This window comes from Dietzia sp. CH92, assembly GCF_032248695.1.
Taxonomy (GTDB): domain Bacteria; phylum Actinomycetota; class Actinomycetes; order Mycobacteriales; family Mycobacteriaceae; genus Dietzia.
On record NZ_JAVHXC010000010.1, the window covers coordinates 17,874 to 44,520 of the forward strand.

29 protein-coding genes are annotated in these 26,647 nt (G+C 72.1%); 24 read left to right on the forward strand and 5 right to left on the reverse strand.

Features of this window, described 5'->3' with window-relative positions:
* Positions 1 to 22 precede the first annotated feature (22 nt).
* The 3 genes from RWK90_RS16205 to RWK90_RS16215 form a co-directional block, all read right to left on the reverse strand.
* A complete protein-coding gene (locus RWK90_RS16205; protein WP_314038656.1) occupies positions 23 to 736 on the reverse strand; it encodes an ABC transporter ATP-binding protein in 714 nt (237 codons plus the stop codon).
* Positions 733 to 1,860, reverse strand: coding sequence for an ABC transporter permease (locus RWK90_RS16210; protein WP_314038657.1), 1,128 nt, complete (start codon positions 1,858 to 1,860; stop codon positions 733 to 735). The genes RWK90_RS16205 and RWK90_RS16210 overlap by 4 nt, the downstream gene beginning before the upstream one ends.
* Positions 1,861 to 1,974: 114 nt before the next feature.
* A complete protein-coding gene (locus RWK90_RS16215; protein ID WP_314038658.1) occupies positions 1,975 to 2,562 on the reverse strand; it encodes an XRE family transcriptional regulator in 588 nt (195 codons plus the stop codon).
* Positions 2,563 to 2,669: 107 nt separating this feature from the next.
* Here RWK90_RS16215 and RWK90_RS16220 point away from each other — a divergent pair, with 107 nt between their 5' ends.
* From RWK90_RS16220 to RWK90_RS16230, 3 genes are read left to right on the forward strand one after another with little or no spacing between them, the layout of a single operon-like run.
* Positions 2,670 to 3,659 carry an NAD(P)/FAD-dependent oxidoreductase gene (locus tag RWK90_RS16220; protein ID WP_314038659.1) on the forward strand — a complete coding sequence of 330 codons (990 nt, stop codon included), beginning with the start codon at positions 2,670 to 2,672 and terminating at the stop codon, positions 3,657 to 3,659.
* A complete protein-coding gene (locus RWK90_RS16225) occupies positions 3,656 to 4,324 on the forward strand; it encodes a class I SAM-dependent methyltransferase (RefSeq protein ID WP_314038660.1) in 669 nt (222 codons plus the stop codon). The genes RWK90_RS16220 and RWK90_RS16225 overlap by 4 nt, the downstream gene beginning before the upstream one ends.
* Before the next feature lie 53 nt (positions 4,325 to 4,377).
* A complete protein-coding gene (locus RWK90_RS16230; protein ID WP_314038661.1) occupies positions 4,378 to 5,988 on the forward strand; it encodes an AAA family ATPase in 1,611 nt (536 codons plus the stop codon).
* Positions 5,989 to 6,082: 94 nt separating this feature from the next.
* On the opposite strand, the gene RWK90_RS16235 is transcribed toward RWK90_RS16230, so the two are convergent.
* Together RWK90_RS16235 and RWK90_RS16240 are read right to left on the reverse strand one after the other, a co-directional pair.
* Positions 6,083 to 6,541 (reverse strand): Hsp20/alpha crystallin family protein, encoded by a 459-nt coding sequence (locus RWK90_RS16235; RefSeq protein ID WP_314038662.1) that lies wholly within the window; start codon positions 6,539 to 6,541, stop codon positions 6,083 to 6,085.
* Positions 6,542 to 6,710: 169 nt separating this feature from the next.
* Positions 6,711 to 7,397 carry a YceI family protein gene (locus tag RWK90_RS16240; protein ID WP_314038663.1) on the reverse strand — a complete coding sequence of 229 codons (687 nt, stop codon included), beginning with the start codon at positions 7,395 to 7,397 and terminating at the stop codon, positions 6,711 to 6,713.
* Positions 7,398 to 7,639: 242 nt separating this feature from the next.
* On the opposite strand from RWK90_RS16240, the gene hisD reads away from it, so the two are divergent.
* The 21 genes from hisD to RWK90_RS16345 all read left to right on the forward strand — a co-directional run bounded on the left by hisD (position 7,640) and on the right by RWK90_RS16345 (position 26,478).
* Positions 7,640 to 8,980, forward strand: coding sequence for a histidinol dehydrogenase (gene hisD / locus RWK90_RS16245; protein WP_314038723.1), 1,341 nt, complete (start codon positions 7,640 to 7,642; stop codon positions 8,978 to 8,980).
* Entirely contained in the window at positions 8,977 to 10,116 is a 1,140-nt protein-coding gene (locus RWK90_RS16250) for a histidinol-phosphate transaminase (protein ID WP_314038664.1), read from the forward strand. Before hisD ends, RWK90_RS16250 begins: the two co-directional genes overlap by 4 nt.
* Entirely contained in the window at positions 10,113 to 10,736 is a 624-nt protein-coding gene (gene hisB / locus RWK90_RS16255; RefSeq protein ID WP_314038665.1) for an imidazoleglycerol-phosphate dehydratase HisB, read from the forward strand. The genes RWK90_RS16250 and hisB overlap by 4 nt, the downstream gene beginning before the upstream one ends.
* 7 nt (positions 10,737 to 10,743) lie before the next feature.
* Positions 10,744 to 11,988, forward strand: a complete 1,245-nt coding sequence (locus tag RWK90_RS16260) for an MFS transporter (RefSeq protein WP_314038666.1) — start codon at positions 10,744 to 10,746, stop codon at positions 11,986 to 11,988.
* The gene (hisH, locus tag RWK90_RS16265; protein ID WP_314038667.1) at positions 11,985 to 12,650 is read left to right on the forward strand and encodes an imidazole glycerol phosphate synthase subunit HisH; all 666 of its coding nucleotides are present in this window, start codon (positions 11,985 to 11,987) and stop codon (positions 12,648 to 12,650) included. The genes RWK90_RS16260 and hisH overlap by 4 nt, the downstream gene beginning before the upstream one ends.
* 22 nt (positions 12,651 to 12,672) lie before the next feature.
* On the forward strand, positions 12,673 to 12,924 hold the full coding sequence (locus RWK90_RS16270) for a hypothetical protein (protein WP_314038668.1): 252 nt from the start codon (positions 12,673 to 12,675) through the stop codon (positions 12,922 to 12,924).
* Positions 12,924 to 13,679, forward strand: coding sequence for a bifunctional 1-(5-phosphoribosyl)-5-((5-phosphoribosylamino)methylideneamino)imidazole-4-carboxamide isomerase/phosphoribosylanthranilate isomerase PriA (gene priA, locus RWK90_RS16275; RefSeq protein WP_314038669.1), 756 nt, complete (start codon positions 12,924 to 12,926; stop codon positions 13,677 to 13,679). The genes RWK90_RS16270 and priA overlap by 1 nt, the downstream gene beginning before the upstream one ends.
* Positions 13,680 to 13,742: 63 nt before the next feature.
* Positions 13,743 to 14,657, forward strand: a complete 915-nt coding sequence (locus RWK90_RS16280) for an inositol monophosphatase (RefSeq protein ID WP_314038671.1) — start codon at positions 13,743 to 13,745, stop codon at positions 14,655 to 14,657.
* 7 nt (positions 14,658 to 14,664) lie between these two features.
* A complete protein-coding gene (gene hisF / locus RWK90_RS16285) occupies positions 14,665 to 15,438 on the forward strand; it encodes an imidazole glycerol phosphate synthase subunit HisF (protein ID WP_314038672.1) in 774 nt (257 codons plus the stop codon).
* Positions 15,435 to 15,788 carry a phosphoribosyl-AMP cyclohydrolase gene (gene hisI / locus RWK90_RS16290; RefSeq protein ID WP_314038673.1) on the forward strand — a complete coding sequence of 118 codons (354 nt, stop codon included), beginning with the start codon at positions 15,435 to 15,437 and terminating at the stop codon, positions 15,786 to 15,788. The genes hisF and hisI overlap by 4 nt, the downstream gene beginning before the upstream one ends.
* Positions 15,789 to 15,793: 5 nt before the next feature.
* Positions 15,794 to 15,973, forward strand: a complete 180-nt coding sequence (locus RWK90_RS16295; RefSeq protein ID WP_314038674.1) for a tautomerase family protein — start codon at positions 15,794 to 15,796, stop codon at positions 15,971 to 15,973.
* A complete protein-coding gene (locus RWK90_RS16300) occupies positions 15,970 to 17,511 on the forward strand; it encodes an anthranilate synthase component I (protein ID WP_314038675.1) in 1,542 nt (513 codons plus the stop codon). The genes RWK90_RS16295 and RWK90_RS16300 overlap by 4 nt, the downstream gene beginning before the upstream one ends.
* Positions 17,508 to 18,203, forward strand: a complete 696-nt coding sequence (locus RWK90_RS16305; RefSeq protein ID WP_314038676.1) for a TIGR02234 family membrane protein — start codon at positions 17,508 to 17,510, stop codon at positions 18,201 to 18,203. Before RWK90_RS16300 ends, RWK90_RS16305 begins: the two co-directional genes overlap by 4 nt.
* Before the next feature lie 100 nt (positions 18,204 to 18,303).
* Entirely contained in the window at positions 18,304 to 19,116 is an 813-nt protein-coding gene (gene trpC / locus RWK90_RS16310) for an indole-3-glycerol phosphate synthase TrpC (RefSeq protein WP_314038677.1), read from the forward strand.
* A 67-nt stretch (positions 19,117 to 19,183) separates the two neighbouring features.
* Positions 19,184 to 20,479 (forward strand): tryptophan synthase subunit beta, encoded by a 1,296-nt coding sequence (gene trpB / locus RWK90_RS16315; RefSeq protein WP_314038724.1) that lies wholly within the window; start codon positions 19,184 to 19,186, stop codon positions 20,477 to 20,479.
* Positions 20,476 to 21,267, forward strand: coding sequence for a tryptophan synthase subunit alpha (gene trpA / locus RWK90_RS16320; RefSeq protein ID WP_314038678.1), 792 nt, complete (start codon positions 20,476 to 20,478; stop codon positions 21,265 to 21,267). Before trpB ends, trpA begins: the two co-directional genes overlap by 4 nt.
* Complete coding sequence (lgt, locus tag RWK90_RS16325) at positions 21,264 to 22,169, forward strand: prolipoprotein diacylglyceryl transferase (protein ID WP_314038679.1); 906 nt, start codon at positions 21,264 to 21,266, stop codon at positions 22,167 to 22,169. The genes trpA and lgt overlap by 4 nt, the downstream gene beginning before the upstream one ends.
* Positions 22,170 to 22,215: 46 nt before the next feature.
* Positions 22,216 to 23,634 (forward strand): pyruvate kinase, encoded by a 1,419-nt coding sequence (gene pyk, locus RWK90_RS16330; protein WP_314038680.1) that lies wholly within the window; start codon positions 22,216 to 22,218, stop codon positions 23,632 to 23,634.
* A 210-nt stretch (positions 23,635 to 23,844) separates the two neighbouring features.
* On the forward strand, positions 23,845 to 24,561 hold the full coding sequence (locus RWK90_RS16335; RefSeq protein WP_314038681.1) for a M23 family metallopeptidase: 717 nt from the start codon (positions 23,845 to 23,847) through the stop codon (positions 24,559 to 24,561).
* A 175-nt stretch (positions 24,562 to 24,736) separates the two neighbouring features.
* Positions 24,737 to 25,822 carry an S-(hydroxymethyl)mycothiol dehydrogenase gene (locus RWK90_RS16340; RefSeq protein WP_314038682.1) on the forward strand — a complete coding sequence of 362 codons (1,086 nt, stop codon included), beginning with the start codon at positions 24,737 to 24,739 and terminating at the stop codon, positions 25,820 to 25,822.
* Positions 25,819 to 26,478 (forward strand): MBL fold metallo-hydrolase, encoded by a 660-nt coding sequence (locus tag RWK90_RS16345; RefSeq protein WP_314038683.1) that lies wholly within the window; start codon positions 25,819 to 25,821, stop codon positions 26,476 to 26,478. The genes RWK90_RS16340 and RWK90_RS16345 overlap by 4 nt, the downstream gene beginning before the upstream one ends.
* Positions 26,479 to 26,647: the final 169 nt, after the last annotated feature.

Consider the following 26,647-nt stretch of genomic DNA (forward strand, 5'->3'; position numbering starts at 1 on the left):
GTCCTCCGGCTGGAACGGTCGGTCAGACGGATGATGATACGGGCCGGAGTCCGCCGTCGACCATCTCGAGGACGCGGTCGCAGTGCTCGAGGATCTCGTGGTCGTGGGTGACCAGTACCGTGGCGACGCCGTGTTCGTGGGTCTCCTCGGCGAGCAGGCGGGCCACGTCGTGGCTGTTCCTGCGGTCGAGAGCCGCGGTGGGCTCGTCGACGAGCAGCAGGTCCGGGTGGGCCATCAGCGCGCGGGCGATCCCGACGCGCTGACGCTCGCCGCCGGACAGGGTGGCCGGCTTTCGCCGTGCACGGTGGGACAGTCCGACCGCGTTGAGCAGAGCGTCCGGGTCGCGCAGACGCGAGCGGTCGCCACCGAGGTGACCGACCAGACGCAGCTGGTCGCGGGCGGTGAGGGCGGGCACGAGGTTGCCGGACTGGAAGACGAAGCCGACGTGGTCGCGCCGGAACCGGGTGAGTTCGCGGCGGCCCAGGCCGCCGATGTCCCGGCCGCCCACCTCGACGGTGCCGGCGGTGGGGGTCGCGAGTCCGCCCGCCACGGCGAGCAGGCTGGACTTGCCGGCCCCGGAGGGGCCGACCACGGCGAGGACTTCACCGCGGGCCACCTCGAGGTGGATCCCCGCGAGGGCGTAGAGGGTCTGGTCGCCGTCCTGAAAGGCGAGCTCGACGCCGCTCATCCGCAGGCCGGGGGTGGCGGTGTCGGGGGTGGGTGCGGAGGTGGTCATCGGTTCTCTCCCAGTGCGCTGTGCGGGTCGACGGAGCTGATGCGGACCGTGGCGAGCGTGGCGCCGCTGAGGCCGAGCAGCAGCAGGAGGGCGGCGCCCAGGGCGATCGGGCCGGCCTCGAGGGCGAACGGCATCCCGGTACCCACGAGGAACGACCCCACGCCCACGCCGATCGCCACGCCGATGCCGATGGAGGCCACCAGGAGGATGAACGCCTGGCCGACCGCGTCGACGAGCAGCTTGCCGGTGGAGGCGCCCATGGCCCGCAGCACCGCGATCTCGCGGGACCGCTGGACGGTGAGGATCGCGAAGAAGGCGCCCACGACAAGGGCGGAGATCGCGTAGAGGAACCAGGTGATCATGGACATGGTCATGGTCTCGGCCTGGTAGCCGGGCGAGGCGTTGTACGCCTCGTCCATGGTGCGTGCCGACGTGTCGGCGGCGGCGTCACCTGCGGCGAGGTCGGGTACCTCGCCGTCCACGCCGGCCAGGGCCACCACGCTGTACTCGTCGCGGGCGCCGGCCCGGGGCTCCTCGCCGAAGCGGGTTCCCGAGTTGACGTCCTGCCAGGTGGTGAGGGTGGTGTAGGCCATGTCGACGTGCCCGAAGGTGTGCTGGTCGGCAGCGATCCCCACCACGGTGAGCGGGATCTCCAGCCGGTCGACGGTGACGGTATCGCCGATGGAGACGTTCTCGGCGGCGGTGGAGCTGACGAGGATCTCGCCGTCCGCGGCCGGGATCCGCCCCTCGGCCGCGGCGGGCACGAGCGGGCTGGCGGTGTCCGCGCCGATGAGGGTGAGATCCACCGGGGTGCCGGCGGAGTTCTTGGCGTTGATGATGGACAGCCCCATCGGGGTGGCCACCTCGACGTCGGGCCGGGCCGCCCAGGCCTCGACCTGGTCGGGGCCGACCACCGAGCGGGTGAAGGCGGAGTCGGTCTTGGTCTCGGGGGCGAAGGCGACGGCCTGGACGGGCATCCGCTGCAGGCCGGAGACGCCGTCGTTGACCAGACCGGACGAGAGCCCGGCGAGGAGGACCATCAGGACGCTGATGAGGGCTACGACCGAACCCATCAGGGCGAATCGGGAGCGCGCGTGGAGTAGTTCGCGCAGGGCGAGGAACATGGGGGCCTTTCGGCGTCGTCATTGTGGACGCGAAAGATGCTAACACCGTGTCGACAAGATGCCGACATGGTGTCGGCAAGACGGGACGGATGTCACTCCGCAGGCCGAGGCGGCTCACTCCCGCGCCGGCCGCGCCCGCACGTGCGCCCGCTCGCCCTGCCGCCCCACGAGGCTGAGGAACTCGACCGGGCCGGCGCTGGTGGCGCCGAACCAGTGCGGGGTGCGGGTGTCGAACTCGGCCGCCTCGCCCGGCGTGAGGACGAGGTCGTGCTCGCCGAGGACCAGTCGGAGTCGGCCGTCCAGGACGAACACCCAGTCGTGGCCGTCGTGGACGTGGAGGTGCGGCTCGTCGTCGTCCCTCCCGGTGGGCAGCACGAACTTGTAGGCCTGGATCCCGCCCGGCCGGCGTGACAACGGGATCACGGTGGCGCCGTAGTCGGTGGTGACGGGCCGCAGGGCGATACGGGGGTCGCCGGTCGGCGGGGCGTCGACGAGGTGGTCCAGCGTGACCCCGTGCGCCCGTGCGAGCGGCAGCAACAGTTCGAGGGTGGGGCGGCGCTGTCCCGACTCGAGTCGCGACAGCGTGCTGGTGGAGATGCCGGTCTTGTCGGCGAGCTCGGCGAGTGTCATGTCGCGGCGCCGTCGCAGGGACCGCAGGCGGGGGCCCACGCCGGTGAGGGTCTGGGCGGTCGGGTCGCTCATGGACCCATTTTGCCACTCCGGCAAGGAATCTTGCGCCGGCACGTCGGCGGGGTCATCGTCGTGGGACGAGGGCCGGATACCGACGGCCCGGAGCGGGGGAGACCGTGATGGACACGCAGGTCGGGAACGTGAGGGACGTGATCGTGGTGGGCGGCGCGGCGGCGGGTCTGAGCGCGGCGCTGACGCTGGCCCGGGCCCGGCGCCACGTGACGGTCGTCGACGCGGGGCGGCCGCGCAACGCGCCGGCGGAGGGGATCCACGGCCTGCTCGCGCTGGACGGAGTGGCGCCGTCGGAGTACCTCGCACGGGGCCGCGCGGAGGTCGGGCGCTACGGCGGGGAGGTGCTCCGGGGCGAGGTCGTGGACACGCGGGCGGCCGGGCACGGGTTCGACGTCGTGCTGGCCGACGGGTCGGAGCTGCACACCCGTACGCTGCTGCTGGCGATCGGCGTGACCGACGAACTGCCGGACATCCCCGGCCTCCGCGGTCAGTGGGGGCACGGCGTCCTGCACTGCCCGTACTGCCACGGCTGGGAGGTGCGCGACCGCCGGATCGGCGTCATCGCGACCGGCCCGATGTCCGCTCACCAGGCGGTGCTGTTCCACCAGTGGAGCCGCGACATCACCTTCCTCACCGACGGGCGGCCGGTCGAGGTGCGGGACCGCGAGCACCTGGACGCGCTGGGGATCCCGATCGTCGAGGGTGGGATCTCGCGGGTGGAGGTCGACGGTGGGCGGGTGGTCGGCGTGAGGGTCGACGACGACGAGGTCATCGGACTCGACGCGGTGGTGGTGGGCAGTCGTCTCACGGTGCGGACGGGGCCGTACACGGCGATCGGCGTGACGGCGGCGGATCACCCGGTGGGCACGTACATCGCGACCGACGAGACCGGCGCCACCCCGGTTCCGGGCGTGTGGGCGGCCGGCAACTGCACGGACCTCATGGCCCAGGTCGGGGCCGCCGCCGCGCAGGGCGCCCGGGCGGCGCAGTTCCTCAACACGGCGCTGATCACCGCGGATCTCGAGCGTGCGGTCGCCGCGCGCGCCGGGGCCCGGGCGGAGGGGCGCGTCGCGGGCACCGCGGGGGTGGACCGATGACGCACGACTTCGACGCCGACTACTGGGACGCGGTCTGGGCCGGCGCACGGGGCTCGTCGATGTCCGTCGCGCCACCCAACCCCCACCTCGTGCGCGAGGTCGCCGGTCTGGAACCCGGCACGGCGCTCGAGGCCGGGTGCGGGGCCGGGGCCGAGGCGCTGTGGCTGGCGTCGCGGGGCTGGCGGGTGACCGGGGTGGACATCGCCGCCGGGGCGCTCGAGGTCGCGGATCGACGCGCAGCGGCCGAGGGGCTGGGCGACCGGGTGGCATGGGTCGAGGCGGACCTGGCGGAGTGGGAACCCGGGCGGCGCTACGACCTGGTCACGACCCACTACGCCCATCCGTCGATCCCGCAGCTGGAGTTCTACGAGCGGCTCGCGGGGTGGGTCGCGCCGGGCGGCACGCTGTTCATCGTGGGGCACCTGCACCTGCACCGCGGCCACGGTCACCACGGCCACCACGGGCACGGTGGCGACGCCGGTGCGCTCGAGGGATCTCAGCCTCCCGCCGAGGCGAGCGTGACCGCCGCGCAGATCGCCGCGCTCCTGGGCGGCGACCAGTGGGAGATCGCGACGGTGGAGGAGAGCTCGCGCGAGATGGCCGGCCGCGGCGGCGTCCCCGCGACCGTCCACGACGTCGTCGTCAGGGCCACCAGGAGGTCGTGACGGCCCGGCGTGTACCGGCCGCGCCCGGCGCGGCGTGGGGTAACAGTTCTCTCATGGCCCGTGTCATCCCCGCTCACCCCGTCTACGGTCACCCCTCCGAGGAGACGGTCGTCGACCTCCTCCGCGACCAGCTCGCGGATGACTGCCTCGTCGTGGTGGGGCAACGGGTGTCGACGGCGGAGAAGGAGCACGAGGTCGACGTCCTCGTCGCGATGCCCGGCGCCGGCATCGTGGCGATGGAGATCAAGGCGGGACAGATCACCGTGGAGGACGGGCGCTGGCTGCAGGGCAGTGCCGGGAAGCAGTTCACGATCGACCCGGTCACCCAGTGTCGCGACGCCCTGTACGCCCTGCGCGGATACGTCCACGACGATCCGCGCTGGCCGCGGCAGCACCAGCGGTGGACCCACCTGCTGGTGTTCCCCCACGCCTCGATCCCGGCCGACTTCGCGCTGCCGGAGATCACCCGCGACCGGATCGTCGACCGCGACCAGCTCGACCGGCTCGCGTCGATCGCCCACCGGCTGGCCCGCGACTCCGGCCCCACGGACCGGCCGCTGCTCGCCCCGGGGTTGGTCGACGCGCTGGCCGAGATCCTCGGTGGCCGGGGTCTGCCGCAGCGGGACGTGGTGGCGCGGGCCGCGGAGAACGCCGACATCGCCGACGCCCTCACCCGCGAGCAGTCCGTGCTGCTGCGCGCGGTCGACGCCCTCCCGCGGGTCGAGATCCGCGGGGGCGCCGGCAGCGGGAAGACGTACCTCGCGCTCGAACAGGCGCGCCGGCTGTCCCGGGACGGGCAGCGGGTGGCCCTGATCTGTTACTCCCACGGGCTGGCCAGTTACCTCAGGCGCGTCACCGGCGGGTGGAAGCGCCGCGAGCGGCCGGCCTACGTGGGGGAGTTCCACGCGCTCGGCGTGGAGTGGGGCGCGCCGGAGGGGCCCGACGAGCGGATCCGCTCCGCCGAGACCGGGCGGTGGTGGGAGGAGGAGCTCCCGCGGTTGATGTCCGGGCTGGCCGACGGCCTGCCCGAGGGCAGGAGGTTCGACGCCGTGATCGTGGACGAGGCCCAGGACTTCGCGGACAGCTGGTGGCAGCCCGTGGTCGGGGCCCTACGGGACCGCGAGAACGGTCGCCTGATGATCGTCGGTGACGCGGGCCAGAGCGTGTTCCAACGCGCCGGGCGTCCGCCCGTGGATCTGGTGCCGCTCGTGCTGGACCACAACCTGCGCAACACCCGGCAGATCGCGAGTGCGTTCCTGCCGCTCGCCGGCCACCGCATGGAGCTACGCGGTGGGACCGGGCCGGCCGTGCGGTACGTCGACGTGCCGGAGGGGGTGGACCCGGTCGCGGTGGGCGACGAGGAGGCCGTGCGGCTGCTCGACGAGGGCTGGGAGCCCGGTGACGTGGCGCTGTTGACCATCGGCTCGCGGCATCCCATGCAGGTCGAGCTGCAGGAGGACGGCAACGACGCCTACTGGGAGACCTTCTGGTCCGGCGAGGACATCTTCTACGGCCACGTCCTGGGGTTCAAGGGCCTCGAGCGGCGCGCGGTCGTGCTGGTGTGCAACGGCTACGAGGGGATCGACCGCCTCCGTGAGCGCATCTACGTGGGCCTGTCGCGGGCGACCGACGTCCTCGTCGTGGTGGGGGACGCCGCCTGCTGACCGCCGGGGCCTGACACGCCGCCGCCCCGACCTCGTGGGAGGCCGGGGCGGCGGCGTGTCGGCGGGGCACCCGCGTGGGTGTCGACTCCCCGGGTCAGCTGCCGAGGTCGGACGAACCCTCGACGATCTGGGCCTGCTCGGTGCGCTGGGCACCGTGCGAGACGGCGATCTTGCGGGGCTGCGCCTCCTCGGCCACGGGGATCACCAGGCGGAGGACGCCGTCGGTGTAGTCGGCCTCGATCTTGTCGGTGGCCAGGCCCTTGCCGAGCGCGAGCTGGCGGGCGAATGTGCCCGTCTGGCGCTCGTGCATGAGCCACTGGCCGTCACCGTCGAGCGGGGCGCGACGCTCCGCGCGCACCGTGAGGGTCCGGTCCTCGACGTCGATGTCGATGCTCGCGGGGTCCATGCCGGGCATGTCGATCAGCCCGATGAAGCGGTCGCCCTCCCGGTAGAGGTCCATCGGCAGGGAGGTCGAGGCGGTCGCGCTGCGCAGCCCCTCGCCCAGGAGGCGGTCGAGCTCACGGAACGGATCGAAGCGGTTGCTGGTGGCCATGGCAGGTCTCCTTCAGGACTGGTCGGGGAGCGCCCGGACTCTCCGGGACTCGCCCCCTACAACCGATCCCCGAAGTTGAGTATTCCCGACTCACCCGGACAATTTCGGGTGAGTCGAGGTGGCTCAACTTCGGCGCGGTCGGGGTCCCCCGGGTTCCGCAGCCCGACGATCAGCGCTTGCGCAGTGCCACCCGGAAGTCGACCGTGCCCTCCGGGGCGACCGTGACGAACCCCAGGCTCGGCGGTTCGACGCCCACGTCCGTCCACGTCACCGGGATCGCGCCGGACGCGATGACCTGGTCGCCCGAGCGGAGCACGGTGACCTCGACCGGGGTGCGGACCGTCGTGCCCTTGACCGTGAGGTCGACCTGTACCGGCACGGTCGCGGTCGTCCCGTCGTCGGGGATCCCCGACAGGTCCACTCGCTCGGCCACGACGAGCGTCGACACGGGATGCCCCTCCACGTCGAGGATGTCGGGCTGGCGGGCGCGCTCGTCGCGCGCGCCGATGTCGGTGGCCAGGCCGTCCATCCGCACCTCGAACCGGGCGGCCTCGAGCACGCCCTCGGCGATGCGGGCCTCGCCACCGACCTGGCCGGTGGTGCCGACGACCGTCACCGGCTCACCCCGCAGCACCTCGTCGACCGTGTAGCCCGCCACCGTCTCGTGCGGCGACTCCCCGGGGACCACCGCCCACGTGCCGTCCAGGTCGGTCGCCGCCGCGTCCGCGGCGCCGGGATCGATCAGGGTCGCCGCCGGGTCGTCGCCACCGCGCGCCGCCTTGTAGACCGCCGGCGCGGCCAGGACGACGACGAGGACGACGGCGAGGGCGCCGATGACCCAGAGCAGTTTCCGCATACGGGTGAGACTAGGAAACCGTGCCGGTCGAATGATGAGCGTGGGCTGACAATCTGTGCGCACGGCGTCCGGGGACGGCCCCGGCGCGCGGGCCGGGCGCGTGGGCGGGTGGCCCGAGTCGCAGACCACGTGAGCGGCACTAGACTGGTCGGGTGGCCGCGCGGGTCATGGCCGCCGTCGTCCCGGGGACACAGGCGCCGATCCGGCCCGCGGCCACGGTGCTCCCGAGGAAAGGCCACACCATGCTCTCCCGCATCGACCTGCGCGGTCGCTCGCTCGGCACGGCCGAGTTGAGGCGTACGCTCCCGCGCGGCGCCGCCGACGTCGACTCCGTCGTCGACACCGTCCGTCCGGTGGTCGAGTCGGTACGCGAGCACGGCGCCTCGGCGGCGCTCGACCACGGCGAGACGTTCGACGGCGTACGCCCGGCCACGGTGCGGGTGCCCGCCGACGTCATCGCCCGCGCCGCGGCGGAGCTCGATCCGGACATCCGGTCCGCGTTGTCCGAGGCGATCCGGCGCGCGCGCATCGTGCACTCCGCCCAGCGGCGCAAGGACAGTGTGACGGAGGTGGCCCCGGGAGGGTTCGTCACCGAGAAGTGGGTGCCCGTCGAGCGGGTGGGGCTCTACGTCCCGGGCGGCAAGGCCGTCTACCCCTCCAGCGTCATCATGAACGTCGTCCCGGCGCAGGTCGCCGGCGTCGGTTCGCTGGTGGTGGCCTCCCCGCCGCAGGCCGATTCCGACGGGTGGCCACACCCGACCATCCTCGCGGCGTGTTCTCTCCTCGGGGTGGAGGAGGTCTGGGCCGTCGGTGGTGCCCAGGCCGTCGCCCTGCTCGCCTACGGCGGCCGCGACACCGATGACGCGGAACTCGAGCCCGTCGACATGGTCACCGGACCGGGCAACGTGTACGTCACCGCGGCCAAGCGCCTGTGCCGCAGCGTGGTGGGCATCGATTCCGAGGCCGGCCCCACCGAGATCGCCGTCCTCGCCGACGACACCGCCGACCCGGTGCACGTCGCCTACGACCTCATCAGCCAGGCCGAGCACGATCCGAACGCCGCCAGCGTCCTGGTCACCGACTCCGAATCGTTCGCCGACGAGGTCGACCGCGAGATCGAGGCCCGGTACGACGTCACCCTCAACTCGGAGCGCGTGCGCGAGGCCCTCGAGGGCCCACAGTCGGGGATAGTCCTCGTCGACGACATCGCCGCCGGGCTGCGGGTGGTCGACGCCTACGCCGCCGAGCACCTCGAGGTGCAGACCCGCAACGCGTCGGCCGACGCCGCCCGCGTCCGCAATGCGGGCGCGATCTTCGTCGGCGCCTATTCGCCGGTCCCGCTCGGTGACTACGCCGCCGGCTCCAACCACGTGCTGCCCACCTCCGGCACCGCCCGCCACTCGTCCGGTCTGAGCGTGCAGACCTTCCTCCGCGGCATCCACGTCGTCGACTACGACCAGGCCGCCCTCAAGGAGATCGCGCCGACGGTCGTGACGCTCGCGGACGCCGAGCGGCTGCCCGCCCACGGCGAGGCCGTGCGTGCGCGCTTCGAGGACCTCTCCGCCGGGCGGGACGAGCGATGACCGCCGGCCCCCGCCCCGGGATCGGGCTCGACGCGCTGCCGCTGCGCGAGAACCTCCGTGGTCAGAGCGCGTACGGCGCTCCGCAGCTCGAGGTCCCCGTGCAGCTCAACACCAACGAGAACCCGCACCCGCCCAGCCCCGCACTGGTCGCCGACATCGCCGCCGCGGTGTCCGCCGCCGCGACGGACCTCAACCGGTACCCCGACCGCGACGCGGTGGGACTGCGCACCGATCTGGCCGCCTATCTCACCCGCCAGACCGGGGTCGCGGTCGACGTCGACATGGTGTGGGCCGCCAACGGCTCCAACGAGATCCTCCAGCAGTTGCTGCAGGCGTTCGGTGGGCCCGGGCGCTCCGCCATGGGCTTCGTCCCCAGCTATTCCATGCATCCCATCCTCGCGTCCGGGACGGACACACGGTGGATCCCCGTGCCGCGGGGGACGGACCTGTCGATAGACATCGAGGCCGCGCTGGCCGCGATCGAGGAGCACCAGCCGGACCTGCTCTTCGTCACGACGCCGAACAACCCCACCGGTCACGTCGTGGATCTCGCGGACCTGCGCAGGCTGCTCGACGCGGCCCCCGGGATCGTCGTGGTGGACGAGGCGTACGCGGAGTTCTCCCCGTCGCCCAGCGCGTGCACCCTGCTGGCGGAGTACCCGGCCACGCTGGTCGTGTCGCGGACCATGAGCAAGGCCTTCGCGTTCGCCGGCGGTCGGCTCGGATACTTCGCGGCCGACCCGTCCTTCGTCGAGGCGGTCCTGCTGGTCCGGCTGCCGTACCACCTGTCGATGATCGCGCAGGCCGCCGCGCGCGCCGCGCTGCGTCACGCGGACGAGACGCTCGCCTCCGTCGCGCTCCTGGCCGACGAGCGGAAACGCGTCACCGCCGGACTCGAGGAGCAGGGCTACGAGGTCCTGCCCAGCGAGGCCAACTTCGTGCTCTACGGACCCTTCACCGATGCCGGGCGGGCATGGCGGCGATACCTGGACGCAGGCGTGCTCATCCGTGACGTCGGCATCCCGGGGCGCCTTCGGGCGACCATCGGGCTCGAGCACGAGAACGACAGGTTGCTGCAGGTCAGCGCCGAACTGGCGGTCGAGGAGATCGCCCCCGCAACCGAGGAGAGACGATGAGCGAGCAGACAACGAGGCGGGCCCGCGTCGAGAGGACGACCAAGGAGTCGTCCATCGTCGTGGAGATCGACCTCGACGGCACCGGGCAGACCGACATCTCGACCGGGGTGCCGTTCTTCGACCACATGCTCACCGCCTTCGGCCAGCACGGCGCCTTCGACCTCACGGTCCGCGCCACGGGTGACATCGAGATCGAGTCCCACCACACCGTCGAGGACACGGCGATCGTCCTGGGCCAGGCCTTCGGGCAGGCACTGGGGGACAAGCGCGGCATCCGACGGTTCGGACAGTGTTCGATCCCCATGGACGAGACCCTCGCGGAGGCCGTCGTCGACGTCTCCGGGCGCCCGTACTGCGTGCACACCGGTGAGCCGGACATGATGCTCGGGTACCTCATCGTGGGCCACGACAGCGCGCCCTACGGCACCGTCCTCAACCGCCACGTGTTCGAGACCCTCGCCTACAACGCGCGGATCGCGCTGCACGTCCGTGTGCACTACGGCCGCGACCCGCACCACATCACCGAGGCGGAGTACAAGGCCGTGGCCCGCGCACTGCGCGCGGCCGTCGAGCCCGATCCCCGCATCACGGGGATCCCGTCGACCAAGGGCGCGCTGTGATGCCGGCGTGAGCGCGCGCGTCGAGAACCCGGGGGCGCTCGCGCGTCTCGTCCGCACGCCCGGCGTCCCCGCGGCCTTCGTCCTGGTCCTGCTCGCCTTCGGCGGGTTCTCCCTGCTCTTGCCGGTCGTCCCGCTCGCGGTGGTCCGCGGCGGCGGCAGTGGACTCGTCGCCGGGGCCACCACCGGCGTGTTCATGACGGTGACGGTCCTGTTCCAGCTGGCCACCCCCCGGCTCACGGGGTTCCTCGGTTACCGGTGGGTGCTCGGGATCGGTAGCGCCCTGCTGGGCCTGCCGTCGGGCCTGCTGGCGGTCTTCGACGGGCCGTTCGCGGTGCTGGCCGTCAGCGGGGTGCGCGGCGCCGGCTTCGGCATGATGACGGTCGCCGGCTCCGCGCTCGTCGCCGAACTGGCGCCGCCCGGGATGCTGGGACGCGCGACCTCGCTGATCGGCCTCGCCGTGGGGATCTCCGAGGCGCTCTTCCTCCCGGTCGGCCTGTGGCTGCTCGACGTGTTCGGGCTGCCGACCGTGGCCTGGGCCGCCACCGCCTTCGGCGTCGTCGGACTCGTCGCCGCGGTGCGTCTGCCCCACGTGTTCCCGGCCCCGCCCGAGGAGTCCGGCGACGAGGGGATGGGGCCCCGCACGGTGATGTTCCTCCTCGCCGGGCCGTTCCTGGTGATGGTCGCGGTGACGCTGCCCTACGGCGCCGCGGCGTCGTTCCTGTCACCGGCCCTCGACTCGATCGTCTCCGGCAGCGGGGCCGTGGTCGCCGGGCTCGGGCTCGGCCTGTTGGGTGTGGGCGTGATCGTCGGCCGCACCGTCGCGGGACTCGTGTCGGACCGCCGCGGCCCCGGCGCGCTGGTGTGGCCGGGGTTGGGTGTCGCAGCTCTCGGAATGCTGGGCATCGCCGGGCTGTTGACCCTGGAGGCGAACCCGTGGTGGTTCCTCGTCCCGACCGTGGTCTTCGGCCTCGGGTTCGGCGCCGTCCAGAACGAGGCCCTGGTGGGCTCGTTCGAGCGGATGCCGCGCTCCCGGCTGGGCACCGCGTCCGCGTCGTGGAACATCTCCTTCGACGCCGGCACCGGACTAGGGTCGGTCGTCATGGGCGTGTTCGCCGGCTTCGGGTACGTCGCGCTGTTCGCCGTCGCGGCCGGGATCGTCCTGGTGGTGGGCGGGCCGGCGGCGGTGGGCGCACGTCGCACCCGACCCGTACGAGATCTGACCTCCGACAGCGGCGATAAGGTGATTCCATGACGAAGACGGCCCCGCGGGTAGCGCTCCTGGACTACGGCTCCGGCAACCTGCGATCGGCCCATCGCGCGCTCGAACGCGTCGGGGCGCGGGTCGAACTGACCTCCGACCCGCGGGTGGCGACCGAGGCCGACGCGTTGGTCGTCCCCGGTGTGGGTGCGTTCGCCGCTTGTATGAAGGGCCTCGAGGCGGTCAAGGGACCGCGCATCATCGGCGAGCGCCTCGCCGGTGGCCGCCCGGTGCTGGGTATCTGCGTGGGCATGCAGGTGATGTTCGAGCGCGGCACCGAGTTCTCCGACGGCGAGCACGAGGACTCCCCGGGTGCGCCGGGCTGCGGGGAGTGGCCCGGTGTCGTCGAGAAGTTGGACGCCCCGGTGCTGCCGCACATGGGATGGAACACCGTCGAGGCCCCGTCGAGCACGGTGCTCTTCGCCGGGATGCCCGCGGATGAGCGGTTCTACTTCGTCCACTCCTACGGGGTGCAGCGATGGGAGATGGAGCCCTCGGACCACCTCCGCGCCCCGGATGTGACCTGGGCCGAGCACGGGACCAGGTTCATCGCCGCCGTGGAGAACGGTCCGCTCTCGGCGACCCAGTTCCACCCCGAGAAGTCCGGTGACGCGGGCCTGCAGCTCCTCGAGAACTGGATCCGCTCTGTCTCCTGAGGGCGCCCGGGGCGCGGCCCACATGTCGTTCGCCGTCCTCGCCCTGGCGGTGGCCGGGGCGGGGGTGGCGGGTCTGGCACTCACCGCGCTGGCGACCGCCTTTCTGCCCGTTCCGCCCGCCGGGCGTGCTGTCGCCGCCCTCCTCGGCCTCGTCGCGACGGTCGCGGCGATGGGGTGGACGTCCCGACGGCTCACCGATCGCGCGATCCGCGCGGAGTACGGGGAGGAGCCCGGCGGGCAGGCGGAGCGGCCCGGTGGCGACGGACTAGGCTGATGCCCGTGACCAACGCCAAATACCTCGAACTCCTGCCCGCCGTCGACGTCGCCGACGGACAGGCCGTCCGTCTCGTCCAGGGTGAGGCCGGGACGGAGACCTCTTACGGTGCACCGCTCGACGCGGCGCTGCAGTGGCAGAACGACGGCGCCGAGTGGGTCCACCTGGTGGACCTCGACGCCGCGTTCGGGCGCGGCTCCAACCGCGAGCTCCTCGCCGAGGTCGTCGGTGCGCTCGATGTGAAGGTCGAGATGTCCGGCGGGATCCGTGACGACGAGTCGCTCGAGGCCGCCCTCGCGACCGGGTGCGCGCGCGTCAACCTCGGCACGGCCGCGCTCGAGAACCCCGAGTGGTGCGCCTCGGCGATCGCCCGCCACGGTGACCGAATCGCGGTGGGGCTGGACGTGCGGGTCGTCGACGGTGAACCGCGCCTGCGCGGCCGGGGCTGGGTCTCCGACGGCGGCAACCTCTGGGAGGTGCTCGAGCGTCTCGACAAGGACGGGTGCGCCCGCTACGTGGTGACCGACGTGTCCAAGGACGGCATGCTCAACGGCCCCAACCTGGAGATGCTCTCCCAGGTGTGCGCGGTCACGGACGCCCCGGTGGTCGCCTCCGGCGGGGTGTCGTCGGTCGCGGATCTCGAGGCCATCGCGACGCTGGTACCGCAGGGTGTCGAGGGTGCGATCGTCGGCAAGGCGCTCTACGCCGGCCGGTTCACCCTCCCCGAGGCGCTCGCCGCCGTCAGCGGTCGCTGACCCCGTCGAGCGCCGAGTCCACCCGGTAGCTCCACCCGCACGACCTCGAGCAGGAGGCCCGAGATGCCCGACCAGACCGGAAACACCCTGCCGACGGATCTACCCGTCGACCCCGCCGAGGCGCTCGCGCTGGCGGCGGGGGTCCTCGACGAGGTGGCGCCCCGCTTCGTCGAGGGCGTCGGCGCCCCCGGCGTGCAGAACAAGGGATCGCGCAACGACTTCGCCACCGAACTCGACCTCGAGTTGGAACGGCGGATCTCCGACGCGCTGCGCGAGGGGACCGGGCTGGAGGTGCACGGCGAGGAGTACGGCGGCCCGCCCGTGAACGAGGGGACGGTCTGGGTGGTCGACCCGATCGACGGGACCGCCAACTACTCCCTGGGAATCCCCACCGCGGGGATCCTCGTGGCGTTGGTCCACGAGCGCCAGCCGGTGCTCGGTCTGACGTGGCTGCCGCTGCTCGGCCTGAGGTTCACCTCGGTCGCGGGGGGCCCGCTCGAGGTCAACGGTGTCGAGTCGCCGGCGATGCCCGACGTCTCCATCCGGGACGTGGCGCTGGGGCTCGGCTCGCTCAACACCGGTGCCCGCACCACGTACCCGCCGGCCTACCGCCGCGAGGTGTTCGAGCAGCTGACCCTCGCCGCCGCCCGCACCCGCAAGTTCGGCTCCACGGGAGTCGACTTGTCGTTCGTCGCGTCGGGCCGACTGTCCGCCGCGGTGAGCTTCGGCAACTACGCGTGGGACAACGCCGCCGGCGCCTCCCACATCCGCTCGGCGGGTGGGGTCGTCACGGATCTGACGGGGGAGCCGTGGTCCGTCGACTCGCCGTCGCTGCTGGCGGCGGCCCCCCGCGCCCACGCGGAGGTGCTGGACACGGTCCGGCAGCTCGGCGAGCCGGGGAACTTCTTCGAGGCGGGGCGACGCCGCGCGACACCGGAACCGGAGAGCCCGCGCCCGTGGCTCGCCGGTGGGCGGTGATCCGGCCATGACACTCGCCACCCGGGTCATCCCCTGCCTCGACGTCGACGCCGGCCGCGTGGTCAAGGGCGTGAACTTCCTCGATCTGCGCGATGCCGGTGATCCGGTGGAACTCGCCGCCGCCTACGACGCCCAGGGCGCGGACGAGCTGACGTTCCTCGACGTCACCGCGTCGTCCTCCGGGCGCGGCACCATGATCGACGTGGTCCGCCGCACCGCCGAGCAGGTCTTCATCCCGCTCACCGTCGGCGGCGGGGTCCGCACCGAGGAGGACGTCGACCAGCTGCTGCGGGCCGGTGCCGACAAGGTCAGCGTGAACACCGCGGCCATCGCCCGCCCCGAGCTGCTCGCCGAACTCAGCCGGCGCTTCGGTTCGCAGTGCATCGTGCTGTCGGTCGACGCGCGGACCGTGCCCGAGGGTTCCGAGCCCACGCCGTCCGGCTGGGAGGTCACCACGCACGGTGGGCGCCGCGGCACCGGGATCGACGCCGTCGAGTGGGCCCGGCGCGGCCAGGACCTGGGGGTGGGGGAGATCCTGCTCAACTCGATGGACGCCGACGGCACCAAGGAGGGCTTCGACCTGCGGATGGTGCGGGCGGTCCGCGAGGCCGTCTCGATCCCCGTCATCGCCTCGGGCGGAGCGGGGGCGGTCGAGCACTTCGCGCCCGCCGTCCACGCCGGCGCCGACGCCGTACTGGCCGCCAGCGTGTTCCACTTCGGTGAGATGACCATTGGCGACGTCAAGAAGGCGCTCGCGGACGACGGGATCACCGTCCGATGACCGGGTACGTGCTGGATGACGCGGTCGCCGGGAGGCTCTCCCGCACCGCCGACGGTCTGATCGCGGCGGTCGTGCAGGACGCGACCTCCGGTCGGGTGCTCATGATGGCGTGGATGGACGACGCCGCGCTGGCCGAGACCCTCGCGACCCGCCGTGGGGTGTACTACTCGCGCTCGCGGGGGCAGCGGTGGGTGAAGGGGGAGACCTCCGGCCACGTGCAGCACGTCCGCAGCGTGGAGATCGACTGCGACGGCGACACCGTCCTGCTGCGCGTGGACCAGACAGGGGCGGCGTGCCACAACGGTACGACCAGCTGTTTCGACACCGCCACACTTCTCGGGGAGGACTGAGCGCCGTGCCGTTCATCCAGATCAACCAGCTCGACGGCATGACAGCGGAGGACAAGGCCCGCGTCATCGAGGCGGTCACCGCCGCGTACGCGGAGGCCTCGGGCAAGGATCCGGCGAAGGTGTGGGTCCACGTCAACGACATGCCGCATGAGTCCTTCGGCATCGGCGGCAAGGCTCTCGGATGAGCACCGCGACCACCACGTTGGAGCAGTTCCGGTCGCTCGCGGCCGGACACCGGGTGGTGCCGGTCGTGCGTACGGTTCTCGCCGACTCGGAGACCCCGCTGTCCGCCTACGTCAAGCTGGCGGGGGACCGGCCGGGCACGTTCCTGCTGGAGTCCGCCGAGCACGGGCGTTCGTGGTCCCGCTGGTCGTTCATCGGCTGTGGGGCGGCGGCCGCGCTCACCGTCGACGAGGTCGGCGAGGCCACCTGGTGGGGCAACGTGCCCGCGGGCGCCCCGACGGGTGGCGATCCGCTGGACGCGCTGCGGCGCACCCTCGAGCTGCTGCGGACCGACCAGATCGTGGGGTTGCCGCCGCTGACGTCCGGGATGGTCGGCTATCTGGGCTATGACATCGTCCGGCGGCTCGAGCGCATCGCCGCGGACACGGTGGACGACCTGCGGGTCCCGGAGCTGGTGCAGCTCCTGGCCACGGATCTGGCGGCGTTCGACCACCACGAGGGGCGCATCCACCTCATCGCCAACGCGGTGAACTGGGACGGCAGCGACCAGCGCGTGGACGAGGCGTACGCGGACGCGGTGGCGCGGCTCGAGTCGATGACGGCGCGCCTGGCGGAGCCGGGCGCCGGCGGGGTGAGCGTGTTCGACACCCCTGATCCGCGGGTGCGGCGGTGCACCGACGAGGAGACCTATCATTCGCGGGTCGCCGACATCATCGAGCAGATCCACGCCGGCGAGGCGTTCCAGGTCGTGTTGAGCCAGCGCTTCGAGGTGGACACCGACGCCTCGCCCCGCGACGTCTACCGGATCCTGCGCACCACCAATCCGAGTCCGTACATGTTCCTCATGACGATCCCGGACGGCTCGGGGCCGGACGGGTTCGGTGGGACGGCCTTCACGATCGTGGGTTCGAGCCCGGAGGCGTTGGTCACCGTGGTCGACGGGGTCGCCACGACCCACCCCATCGCGGGGACCAGGCCGAGGGGCGACGACGACGAGCACGACATCCTGCTCGCCAAGGACCTGGTGGACGACGCCAAGGAGAACGCCGAACATCTGATGCTGGTCGATCTCGGTCGGAACGACCTGGGCCGGGTCTGCGTGCCGGGCACGGTCGAGGTGACCGAGTTCCGGCAGGTGGAGCGCTACAGCCACGTGATGCACCTGGTGTCGACGGTCACGGGGCGCCTCGCGGACGGGCGGACGGGCATCGACGCGGTGACCGCGTGCTTCCCGGCCGGCACGCTCTCGGGTTCCCCCAAGCCGCGGGCCCTGCAGATCATCGAGGATCTGGAGGACACCCGCCGCGGGGTGTACGGCGGTGTGGTCGGGTACGTCGACTTCGCCGGCAACACGGACCAGGCCATCGCGATCCGTTCGGCCGTGATCAAGGACGGGACGGCGTACGTCCAGGCCGGTGCGGGGATCGTGGCGGACTCGGTGGCGGCGTCCGAGGACGCGGAGTGCCGGAACAAGGCGATGGCGGTCCTGCGGGCCGTCTCGGCGGCGGAGACGCTACGGCCGGCGGGGGAGTCCCGGTGAGTCGGCGCGCCCGGCTCCTCGCGCCCGTCACGTTGCTGCTCGTCGGGGCGGCGTTGCTGTGGATCGCCTCCCGGATGGTGTGGTTGGACGTCGTGGCGTTCAACGACCAGTCGGGCGAGGCCCGGCGGGCGTTGGTCGGCGGTGACTGGCAGCCGGCGCTGGTGCCGCTGGCGCTGGGCGCGGTGGCCGCGGTCGCCGCGGTCGCGCTCGTGCGGGGTGCCGCGGCGCGCGCGGTGGGGGTGCTGATCGCCCTGCTCGGGGTCGCCGCGGCGTCGCTGCTGCTCTCGTCGGTGGGTGATGTCGACGCCGACCGGGTCCATTCGGTGATCACGAGCGACGAGGGGGTCGCCCGGACCGATGCCGGGCCCGGCGCGGAGGGGTCGGAGTCGATCCCGCAGTGGTCCCGTGTCACCGAGTTGTCGACGCGACCGGCGGGGCCCGTGCTCACCGGGTTCGGGGCCGCGGCGCTGCTCGCGGCGGGGATCGTCGTCCTCGCGCGACCGGCGCTCCCGGTGCGGCGGGACGACCGGTACGTCACCCCCGCCGCGCGCCGGGGGGAGGCGGCCGCCGGTGGCGCCGACAGGGGCCGGGACGACGATGATGTGAACGCCGGTCCGAATGGCGACCCGGACGCCGACACCGGCCGTGACCTCTGGCAGGAACTCGACGACGGGCGCGATCCGACCGGGTGAGCCGCCCCGGGCCCGTCCCGATTCTCCGAACCCGGCCCGAGACCTCTATTGTTGATCTCGATCACACTTTCCGCCCCGATCACTGCTGAGGGAGGTCACGGTGGGTACCGTGCTGGACTCGATTCTCGACGGGGTCCGCGAGGACGTCGCGGCCCGCGAGGCCGTCATCGACCTGGAGTCGGTGAAGAAGGCGGCCCTGTCCGCCCCGGACCCGCGCGACGCGCTCAAGGCGTTGCGCGACCCGGGCGTGGGGGTCATCGCCGAGGTGAAGCGGGCCAGCCCGTCCAAGGGGGCGCTGGCCGAGATCCCCGACCCGGCCGTGCTCGCCCGCATGTACGAGGAGGGCGGGGCGCGCGTCATCTCGTGCCTCACGGAGGAGCGCCGCTTCCACGGCAGCCTCGCCGACCTGGACGCGGTGCGCCGGGCGGTCGACATCCCGGTCCTGCGGAAGGACTTCGTGGTGGGTCCGTACCAGATCCACGAGGCGCGGGCGCACGGGGCCGACATGGTCCTGCTCATCGTCGCCGCGCTGGAGCAGGACGCGCTGGTGTCCCTGCTGGACCGCACCGAGTCGTTGGGGATGACGGCGCTCGTGGAGGTCCACACCGAGGAGGAGGCGGACCGGGCCCTCGAGGCCGGCGCCAGCGTCATCGGTGTCAACGCGCGCAACCTCAAGACGCTCGAGGTGGACCGCGACGTGTTCTCCCGCATCGCGCCGGGTCTGCCGTCCGATGTCGTCAAGATCGCGGAATCGGGCGTCCGCGACGCCTCCGACCTCCTGGCGTACGCCAGCGTGGGCGCGGACGCGGTCCTCGTGGGCGAGGGGCTCGTGACGCAGGGCGACCCGCGTGCGGCCTGCAACGCGCTGGCCACGGCGGGTGCTCACCCCTCCTGCCCGCAGGGACCCCGCTAGTCCCTGGAGGTGGGCTTCCGGCAGACTGGGAGCCGTGAACTCCAAGGATCTGACGTCACTGCCCACCATGGGGGAGGTGCTCCGCACCTCCACCGGACACGAGCCCGACCAGCGCGGCCACTGGGGGCCGTTCGGGGGCCGTTACGTGCCCGAGGCACTGATGGCGGTCGTGGACGAGGTGACCGACGCCTACGCCAAGGCCCGCGCCGACGAGGAGTACCTCGATCAGCTGGACCGGCTGCAGAAGCACTACTCGGGTAGGCCGTCGCCGCTCTACGAGGCCACCCGGTTCGGCGACGAGATCGGTGCGCGGGTCTTCCTCAAGCGGGAGGACCTCAACCACACCGGGTCGCACAAGATCAACAACGTGCTCGGCCAGGCCCTGCTGGCGCAGCGGATGGGCAAGACGCGCGTCATCGCGGAGACCGGTGCCGGTCAGCACGGTGTGGCCACCGCGACCGCGTGTGCGCTGCTGGGCCTCGAGTGCAAGATCTACATGGGGGCGGTCGACGTGCGTCGGCAGGCGCTCAACGTGGCCCGGATGCGTCTGCTGGGCGCCGAGGTCGAGGCCGTCGAGATCGGCTCGGCCACCCTCAAGGACGCGATCAACGAGGCCATGCGCGACTGGGTCGCCCACGCCGATGACACCTATTACGCGTTCGGCACCGCCGCCGGTCCGCACCCGTTCCCCGCGATGGTCCGGGACTTCCAGCGGATCGTCGGCGCGGAGGCCCGCGTGCAGATGCTCAAGCAGGCCGGTCGGCTCCCGGACGCCGCCGTGGCGTGTGTCGGGGGCGGCTCCAACGCCATCGGCCTGTTCCACCCGTTCCTCGGGGACGAGTCCGTGCGCCTGGTCGGCTGCGAGGCCGGCGGCGACGGCGTGGACACCGGACGGACCGCGGCGACCGTCAACGCGGGTCGGCCCGGGGTGTTCCAGGGTTCCTACGCCCACCTCATGCAGGACGAGGACGGTCAGACCATCGAGTCCCACTCCATCTCCGCGGGGTTGGACTACCCGGGCGTCGGGCCGGAGCACTCGCGGCTCTCGGAGATCGGCCGCGCCGAGTACCGGCCGGTCACCGACACCCAGGCGATGGACGCGTTCGCGCAGCTGTGCCGGACCGAGGGCATCATCCCCGCGATCGAGTCCGCGCACGCGATCGCCGGCGCGGCGCAGCTCGCCGCCGAGGGCGTCGGGGTGATCCTGGTCAACGTCTCCGGACGCGGGGACAAGGACGTCGACACCGCCGCGCGGTGGTTCGGGTTGTTGGGCGGTGGGGAGCCACCGGAGGCAGGGGTGGACTCGAGTCGGGGAGCCGACGACGGCGAGGGTGCGTACGCGGACGGAGGAGTCGAGGGATGAGCGTTCTCAGTGACGTGTTCGAGCGGTGCCGCGCGGAGAACCGGGCCGCACTCATCGGCTACTACCCGGCCGGGTACCCGACCGTCGAGGGGTCGATCGAGGCCGTCCGGACGATGGTGGAGGGCGGGTGCGACATCATCGAGGTCGGCATCCCGTACTCCGACCCGATGATGGACGGCCCGACCATCCAGGCGGCCGCCGACACCGCCCTCGAGGCGGGGTTCCGGGTCGCGGACACGTTCGAGGTGGTCCGCGCGGTCGCCGATGCCGGGGCCGTGCCCGTGGTGATGACGTACTGGAATCCGGTCCTGCAGTACGGCGTCGAGCGGTTCGCCGCCGATCTCGCCGCGGCGGGCGGGACGGGCGTGATCACGCCCGACCTCATCCCGGACGAGGCTGAGGACTGGATCGCCGCCTCCGACGCCCACGGGATCGACCGGGTCTTCCTGGTCGCCCCCTCGTCGACCCCCGAGCGGCTGGCGATGACGCTGTCCCGCACCGGTGGGTTCGTCTACGTCCAGGCCGTCATGGGGGTCACCGGGGCCCGCGACGTCGTCTCGGACGCCCCCCGTGTGCTGACCGAGCGGGTCCGTGAGGTCTCGGACCTGGCCTGCGGTGTCGGCCTGGGAGTGCGCAACGGCGACCAGGCCGCGGAGATCGCGTCCTACGCCGACGGGGTCATCGTCGGGTCGGCCCTCATCACCGCGGCGACCGAGGGGCCGGAGGCGCTCCGGCGGCTGACCGTCGAGCTGGCCCGGGGCGTCCGCAGGCCGGCGGCGCGGACGTGATCCCCAGCCCGCCCCAGGGGGTCTGGGAGATCGGCCCCTTCCCCCTGCGCGCCTACGCGCTGTGGATCATCCTCGGCATCGTCATCGCCGTCTGGTGGGGCGAGAAGCGCTGGGTGGCGCGCGGTGGCAGGGAGGGCGTCGTGATCGACACCGCCCTGTGGGCAATCCCCTTCGGGCTCGTCGGCGGACGCGTCTACCACGTGGCGACCGACTGGTACCGCTACTTCGGCGAGGGCCGCGATCCGGTCGACGCGCTGAAGATCTGGGACGGCGGCCTCGGCATCTGGGGTGCCGTCGCGTTCGGTGCCCTCGGCGCCTACATCGGGCTGCGGCAGCAGGGGATCCGCGCACTCGGCGCGCTCGGGGACTCCATCGCGCCGGGCGTCGTGCTCGCGCAGGGTATCGGCCGTCTGGGCAACTACTTCAACCAGGAGCTCTACGGCCGGGAGACCGACGTGCCGTGGGCCCTGGAGATCTACCAGCGCTACGACGAGACGTACGGCTACTCCGAGACCATCGGGCGCTCGACGGGCCAGGTGCTCGCGACCGTGCACCCGACCTTCCTCTACGAGCTCCTGTGGAACGTCCTCGTCGCCGTCGCACTGGTGCTGATCGACCGCCGGTTCAGGCTGGGTCACGGTCGGCTCTTCGCGCTCTACGTCGCGCTGTACTGCTTCGGTCGCTTCTGGGTCGAGCTGCTGCGGGCGGACGCCGCCACGGAGGTGTTCGGTCTGCGGATCAACACCATCGTCTCGGTGGTCGTGATGGTCGCCGCGCTGCTGTACTTCTGGCGCGCGCGCCGGGGACGCGAGGCTCCGTCGGAACTGCGTGCGGCGGACGATCCCGTCGACGACCGCGCGACCGACGGCCCCGGCGACGCACCCCCGTTGGCCGGTCGTTGACCTCGGGTTAACCGGCCCGCCGGTCGAGGGGGCTAGATTGGGTCGGGTGAATCGTCGTACCAAGATCGTCTGCACCCTGGGTCCCGCCGTCGCCTCGGAGGCCGGCATCCGTGAGCTGGTCGACGCGGGCATGAACGTCGCCCGCCTCAACTTCAGCCACGGAGAGCATGCCGACCACGAGGCCAACTACAACTGGGTCCGAAAGGCCTCCGACGAGTCCGGTCGCGCCGTCGGCGTGCTCGCGGACCTCCAGGGCCCCAAGATCAGGCTCGGTCGGTTCATCGAGGGCCGGCACGAGTGGGCGGAGGGCGACCGCGTCGTCATCACCGTCGCGGACGTCGAGGGCACCAAGGACCGCGTCTCCACCACCTACAAGGGGTTGGCGGCCGACGCGCGTCCCGGCGATCGTCTGCTCGTGGACGACGGGAACATCGGGCTGACCGTCGAGCGGGTGGAGGGCGACGACGTCCACTGCGTCGTCACCGAGGGCGGCACCGTCTCCAACAACAAGGGCGTCTCGCTGCCCGGCATGAACGTCTCCGTGCCCGCGCTGAGCGAGAAGGACATCGCCGACCTGAGGTTCGCCCTCAACCTGGGAGTGGACTTCATCGCGTTGTCCTTCGTGCGGTCACCCGCGGACGTCGACCTGGTGCACGAGGTCATGGACGAGGTCGGGATCCACGTTCCCGTCATCGCCAAGCTCGAGAAGCCCGAGGCCGTCAAGAACCTCGAGTCGATCGTGTTGGCCTTCGACGCGATCATGGTGGCCCGTGGCGACCTGGGTGTCGAGCTGCCCCTGCAGGAGGTCCCGCTGGTCCAGAAGCGGGCCATCCAGATCGCCCGTGAGAACGCCAAGCCGGTCATCGTCGCCACACAGATGCTCGAGTCGATGATCACCAACTCCCGGCCGACCCGGGCCGAGGCCTCCGACGTGGCCAACGCCGTCCTCGACGGTGCGGACGCGGTCATGCTCTCCGGGGAGACCTCCGTGGGCAAGTACCCCATCGACGCCGTCCGCACCATGTCCTCGATCGCGTTGGCCGTGGAGTCGGACTCCACCGCCGCCCCGGATCTGGTGCACATCCCGCGCACCAAGCGGGGCGTGATCTCGTACTCGGCCCGCGAGATCGGGGAGCGGCTCGGAGCCAAGGCGCTCGTCGCCGTCACCTCGACGGGTGACACCGTGCGTCGGCTCGCGCGTCTGCACAGCCACCTGCCCCTCATCGCGATCACCGGTGACCCGCGCATCCGCAGCCAGCTGTCGCTGACGTGGGGCACCGAGACGTTCCTCACCGATCGCGTCACCGAGACCGCGGAGCTGGTGAAGGTCACCGACGAGCTGCTGTTGCCGGTCGAGGGTTACAACGAGGACGACCTCATCGTCATCGTCGCGGGCAACGTCCCGGGGGTGGAGGGTTCGACCAACTTCATCCTCGTCCACCGGATCGGCGAGGCCGACCACTGACCTGCGCCGGGGCCGCGACGTGCGGCCCGGGGTAGTCACCATCGGATAACGACGGGAGGCACCGGCGAGCACCCCCGCTCACCGGTGCTTTCCGTCTATTTCGTGCTGTGGGCGTGACAGTGTCGAGACAATTCTGTTACCTTCTTGGAGGCCGCCGGGGATCCGGACGGCTCACCGCTCAGCCCCCTCCAGACCCCGAGGTTTCCCCTGATGTCCGACGCCACTCGCATTACCTTCGCCGAGCTCGCAGACCGACTCGGCGTCGAGGGCTCCTGCGCGACCACCGGTCGCCACCGTGCCGCCCGCTCGTCCCACGCCGTGGGACGGCTCGTCGCCGGCACGGTCGCCGGTGCGGCACTCACGGGCGGTGCGGCGCTGGCCGCCGCGCCCGCCGCCTCCGCCCAGTCCGCCGAGATCGGCGTGGACCAGCTCACCGAGATGGCGCAGGGCGTCGTCCAGGGAATGGGGCTGTCCCCCGAGCAGCTGCGTGACTACGCGATCGACCCGGCGATGTTCGGCTCGGTCGGCCTGCCGGCCGTGGGAGGCGCCCACGCCCCGACCTACGGCCCCATCACCTCCGGCTTCGGCCCGCGCTGGGGCACCTTCCACAACGGGACGGACTTCGGAGCCCCCATCGGCACACCGATGTTCGCCGCCAAGTCGGGCACCGTCGTCGCCGCCGGTCCCGCCTCCGGGTACGGCCTGTGGATCCGTATCCAGACCGACGACGGCCACCTGCTCGAGTACGGCCACAACGATCAGAACCACGTCTCCGTCGGCCAGCGGGTGACCGCCGGTCAGGTCATCGGGACCGTCGGTAACCGTGGGTACTCCACGGGCCCGCACCTGCACTTCGGTGTCCGCAACCCGGCCGGCCAGTGGATCGATCCCGTGCCGTGGCTGCGCGCCAACGGCGTCGCGGTCTGACCGACCCGCCCGCGCCCCGCGGACCGGCAGGTCGCGACCCCGCACCGCCCGCCGTGCCGCCGACAGCGCCCCGCCTCCCCGGAAGGAGGCGGGGCGCGCTGCGTCGGGGGCCGTGGCCCGCGACTTTCTGACACAGTGGACCCGTAGTCCACAGCTATCGGAAAAGAGGCGATCCATGTCGCAGACCGTCAAGGGTGTCATCGCGCGCAGTAAGGGCGCTGAGGTCGAACTCGTCGACGTCGTCGTACCCGACCCGGGCCCCAACGACGTCATCGTGCGGGTACAGGCGTGCGGCGTCTGCCACACGGACCTGGCGTACCGGGACGGCGGCATCAACGACGAGTACCCGTTCCTGTTGGGCCACGAGGCCGCCGGCATCGTGGAGACCGTCGGTGAGCGGGTGACCCACGTGGCGGAGGGGGACTACGTCGTCCTCAACTGGCGCGCGGTGTGCGGAGAGTGCCGCGCGTGCAAGCGCGGACAGCTGGAGTACTGCTTCAACACCCGCAACGCGTCGAAGTCGATGACCCTCACCGACGGCACCGAGCTCACGCCGGCCCTCGGGATCGGCGCGTTCATCGACAAGACGCTGGTGCACGAGGGGCAGTGCACGAAGGTCGACCCCGAGGCCGACCCCGCGGTCGCGGGGCTCCTCGGCTGCGGCGTGATGGCGGGCATCGGCGCCGCCATCAACACGGGCAAGGTGTCCCGCGGTCAGTCCGTCGCGGTGATCGGCTGCGGCGGTGTGGGCGTCGCCTCGATCGTCGGTGCCCACCTGGCCGGCGCCAACACGATCATCGCGGTGGACATCGATGACACCAAGCTCGAGTGGGCGAAGGACTTCGGTGCGACCCACACCGTCAACTCGCGCGAGACGGACCCGGTGGCCGCGATCCAGGAGCTCACCGGGGGCTTCGGTGCCGACGTGGTGATCGACGCCGTCGGCCGGCCCGAGACGTACGAGCAGGCGTTCTACGCCCGTGATCTCGCCGGGACGGTCGTGCTCGTGGGGGTCCCCACGCCGGAGATGCGGCTGGAGCTGCCGTTGCTGGACTTCTTCGGGCGCGGAGGTTCGCTCAAGTCGTCCTGGTACGGCGACTGCCTGCCCGAGAGGGATTTCCCGATGCTCGTCGACCTGCACCTGCAGGGTCGACTCCCGCTGGAGAAGTTCGTCTCCGAGCGGATCGGCATCGACGCCGTCGAGGCGGCGTTCGAGGCCATGAAGTCCGGTTCCGTACTGCGATCGGTGGTGACGTTGTGAGCGAGACCTACACCAGTGCCGGCCACGCCGGCGGGCTGCGCATCGAGAAGGTGGTCACGAGCGGGATCTTCGCACTCGACGGTGGAGAGTGGGAGGTGGACAACAACATCTGGATCCTCGGGGACGACTCCGAGGTGTTCGTGATCGACGCCGCCCACACGGCTCAACCGATCATCGACGCGGTCGGCGGGCGCAGGGTCAAGGGAATCCTGTGCTCGCACGCCCACAACGACCACATCACCGTGGCACCGGAGCTGTCGGAGAAGCTCGATGCGCCGATCCTCGTCCACCCGGGCGACAAGATGCTGTGGGACGAGACGCACCCGGACGTCTCCCACGGGGATCTGCAGGACGGCCAGCAGTTCGAGATCGCCGGGACGCGGGTCGACGTGATGAACACCCCCGGTCACTCGCCGGGGTCGTGCGTCTTCCACGTGCCCGAGGCGGGCGTCCTGTTCTCGGGCGACACGCTGTTCTCCGGTGGCCCGGGCGCGACGGGGAGGTCGTACTCGGACTTCCCGACCATCATCACCTCCATCCGCGAGCGGATCCTCACGCTCCCGGCGGAGACGCTGGTGCACACCGGTCACGGCGACGGCACCAAGGTGGGGGACGAGTCCCCGCACCTCGAGGAGTGGATCAGGCGCGGGCACTGACACCCCGCGCGAGCGACCGGCCCGCGGTGGCCCGTCCGGTGTGACGCCGGGCGGTGCCGCCGCGGGCCGCTACCTCGCTCCGTCGTCGGGCAGGATGGGGTGGGTCTGACGCGCTCCCCGGCGCCACCTCCGCCACCGCGGGCGGTGCGACACGGTCGGACCTCATGAG

What these genes read in the sequence shown, in the direction of transcription:
- trpA (WP_314038678.1), top strand. Translation starts at nt 20,476, where the DNA reads ATGAGCGTTCTCAGTGACGTGTTCGAGCGGTGCCGCGCGGAGAACCGG.
- RWK90_RS16205 (WP_314038656.1), bottom strand. Translation starts at nt 736, where the DNA reads ATGACCACCTCCGCACCCACCCCCGACACCGCCACCCCCGGCCTGCGG.
- hisF (WP_314038672.1), top strand. Translation starts at nt 14,665, where the DNA reads ATGACACTCGCCACCCGGGTCATCCCCTGCCTCGACGTCGACGCCGGC.
- RWK90_RS16235 (WP_314038662.1), bottom strand. Translation starts at nt 6,541, where the DNA reads ATGGCCACCAGCAACCGCTTCGATCCGTTCCGTGAGCTCGACCGCCTC.
- priA (WP_314038669.1), top strand. Translation starts at nt 12,924, where the DNA reads ATGCCCGTGACCAACGCCAAATACCTCGAACTCCTGCCCGCCGTCGAC.
- RWK90_RS16300 (WP_314038675.1), top strand. Translation starts at nt 15,970, where the DNA reads ATGAGCACCGCGACCACCACGTTGGAGCAGTTCCGGTCGCTCGCGGCC.
- RWK90_RS16215 (WP_314038658.1), bottom strand. Translation starts at nt 2,562, where the DNA reads ATGAGCGACCCGACCGCCCAGACCCTCACCGGCGTGGGCCCCCGCCTG.
- RWK90_RS16230 (WP_314038661.1), top strand. Translation starts at nt 4,378, where the DNA reads ATGGCCCGTGTCATCCCCGCTCACCCCGTCTACGGTCACCCCTCCGAG.
- RWK90_RS16240 (WP_314038663.1), bottom strand. Translation starts at nt 7,397, where the DNA reads ATGCGGAAACTGCTCTGGGTCATCGGCGCCCTCGCCGTCGTCCTCGTC.
- RWK90_RS16280 (WP_314038671.1), top strand. Translation starts at nt 13,743, where the DNA reads ATGCCCGACCAGACCGGAAACACCCTGCCGACGGATCTACCCGTCGAC.
- hisB (WP_314038665.1), top strand. Translation starts at nt 10,113, where the DNA reads ATGAGCGAGCAGACAACGAGGCGGGCCCGCGTCGAGAGGACGACCAAG.
- hisD (WP_314038723.1), top strand. Translation starts at nt 7,640, where the DNA reads ATGCTCTCCCGCATCGACCTGCGCGGTCGCTCGCTCGGCACGGCCGAG.
- trpB (WP_314038724.1), top strand. Translation starts at nt 19,184, where the DNA reads ATGGGGGAGGTGCTCCGCACCTCCACCGGACACGAGCCCGACCAGCGC.
- RWK90_RS16335 (WP_314038681.1), top strand. Translation starts at nt 23,845, where the DNA reads ATGTCCGACGCCACTCGCATTACCTTCGCCGAGCTCGCAGACCGACTC.
- RWK90_RS16210 (WP_314038657.1), bottom strand. Translation starts at nt 1,860, where the DNA reads ATGTTCCTCGCCCTGCGCGAACTACTCCACGCGCGCTCCCGATTCGCC.
- hisI (WP_314038673.1), top strand. Translation starts at nt 15,435, where the DNA reads ATGACCGGGTACGTGCTGGATGACGCGGTCGCCGGGAGGCTCTCCCGC.
- RWK90_RS16225 (WP_314038660.1), top strand. Translation starts at nt 3,656, where the DNA reads ATGACGCACGACTTCGACGCCGACTACTGGGACGCGGTCTGGGCCGGC.
- RWK90_RS16250 (WP_314038664.1), top strand. Translation starts at nt 8,977, where the DNA reads ATGACCGCCGGCCCCCGCCCCGGGATCGGGCTCGACGCGCTGCCGCTG.
- hisH (WP_314038667.1), top strand. Translation starts at nt 11,985, where the DNA reads ATGACGAAGACGGCCCCGCGGGTAGCGCTCCTGGACTACGGCTCCGGC.
- RWK90_RS16340 (WP_314038682.1), top strand. Translation starts at nt 24,737, where the DNA reads ATGTCGCAGACCGTCAAGGGTGTCATCGCGCGCAGTAAGGGCGCTGAG.
- RWK90_RS16220 (WP_314038659.1), top strand. Translation starts at nt 2,670, where the DNA reads ATGGACACGCAGGTCGGGAACGTGAGGGACGTGATCGTGGTGGGCGGC.
- RWK90_RS16270 (WP_314038668.1), top strand. Translation starts at nt 12,673, where the DNA reads ATGTCGTTCGCCGTCCTCGCCCTGGCGGTGGCCGGGGCGGGGGTGGCG.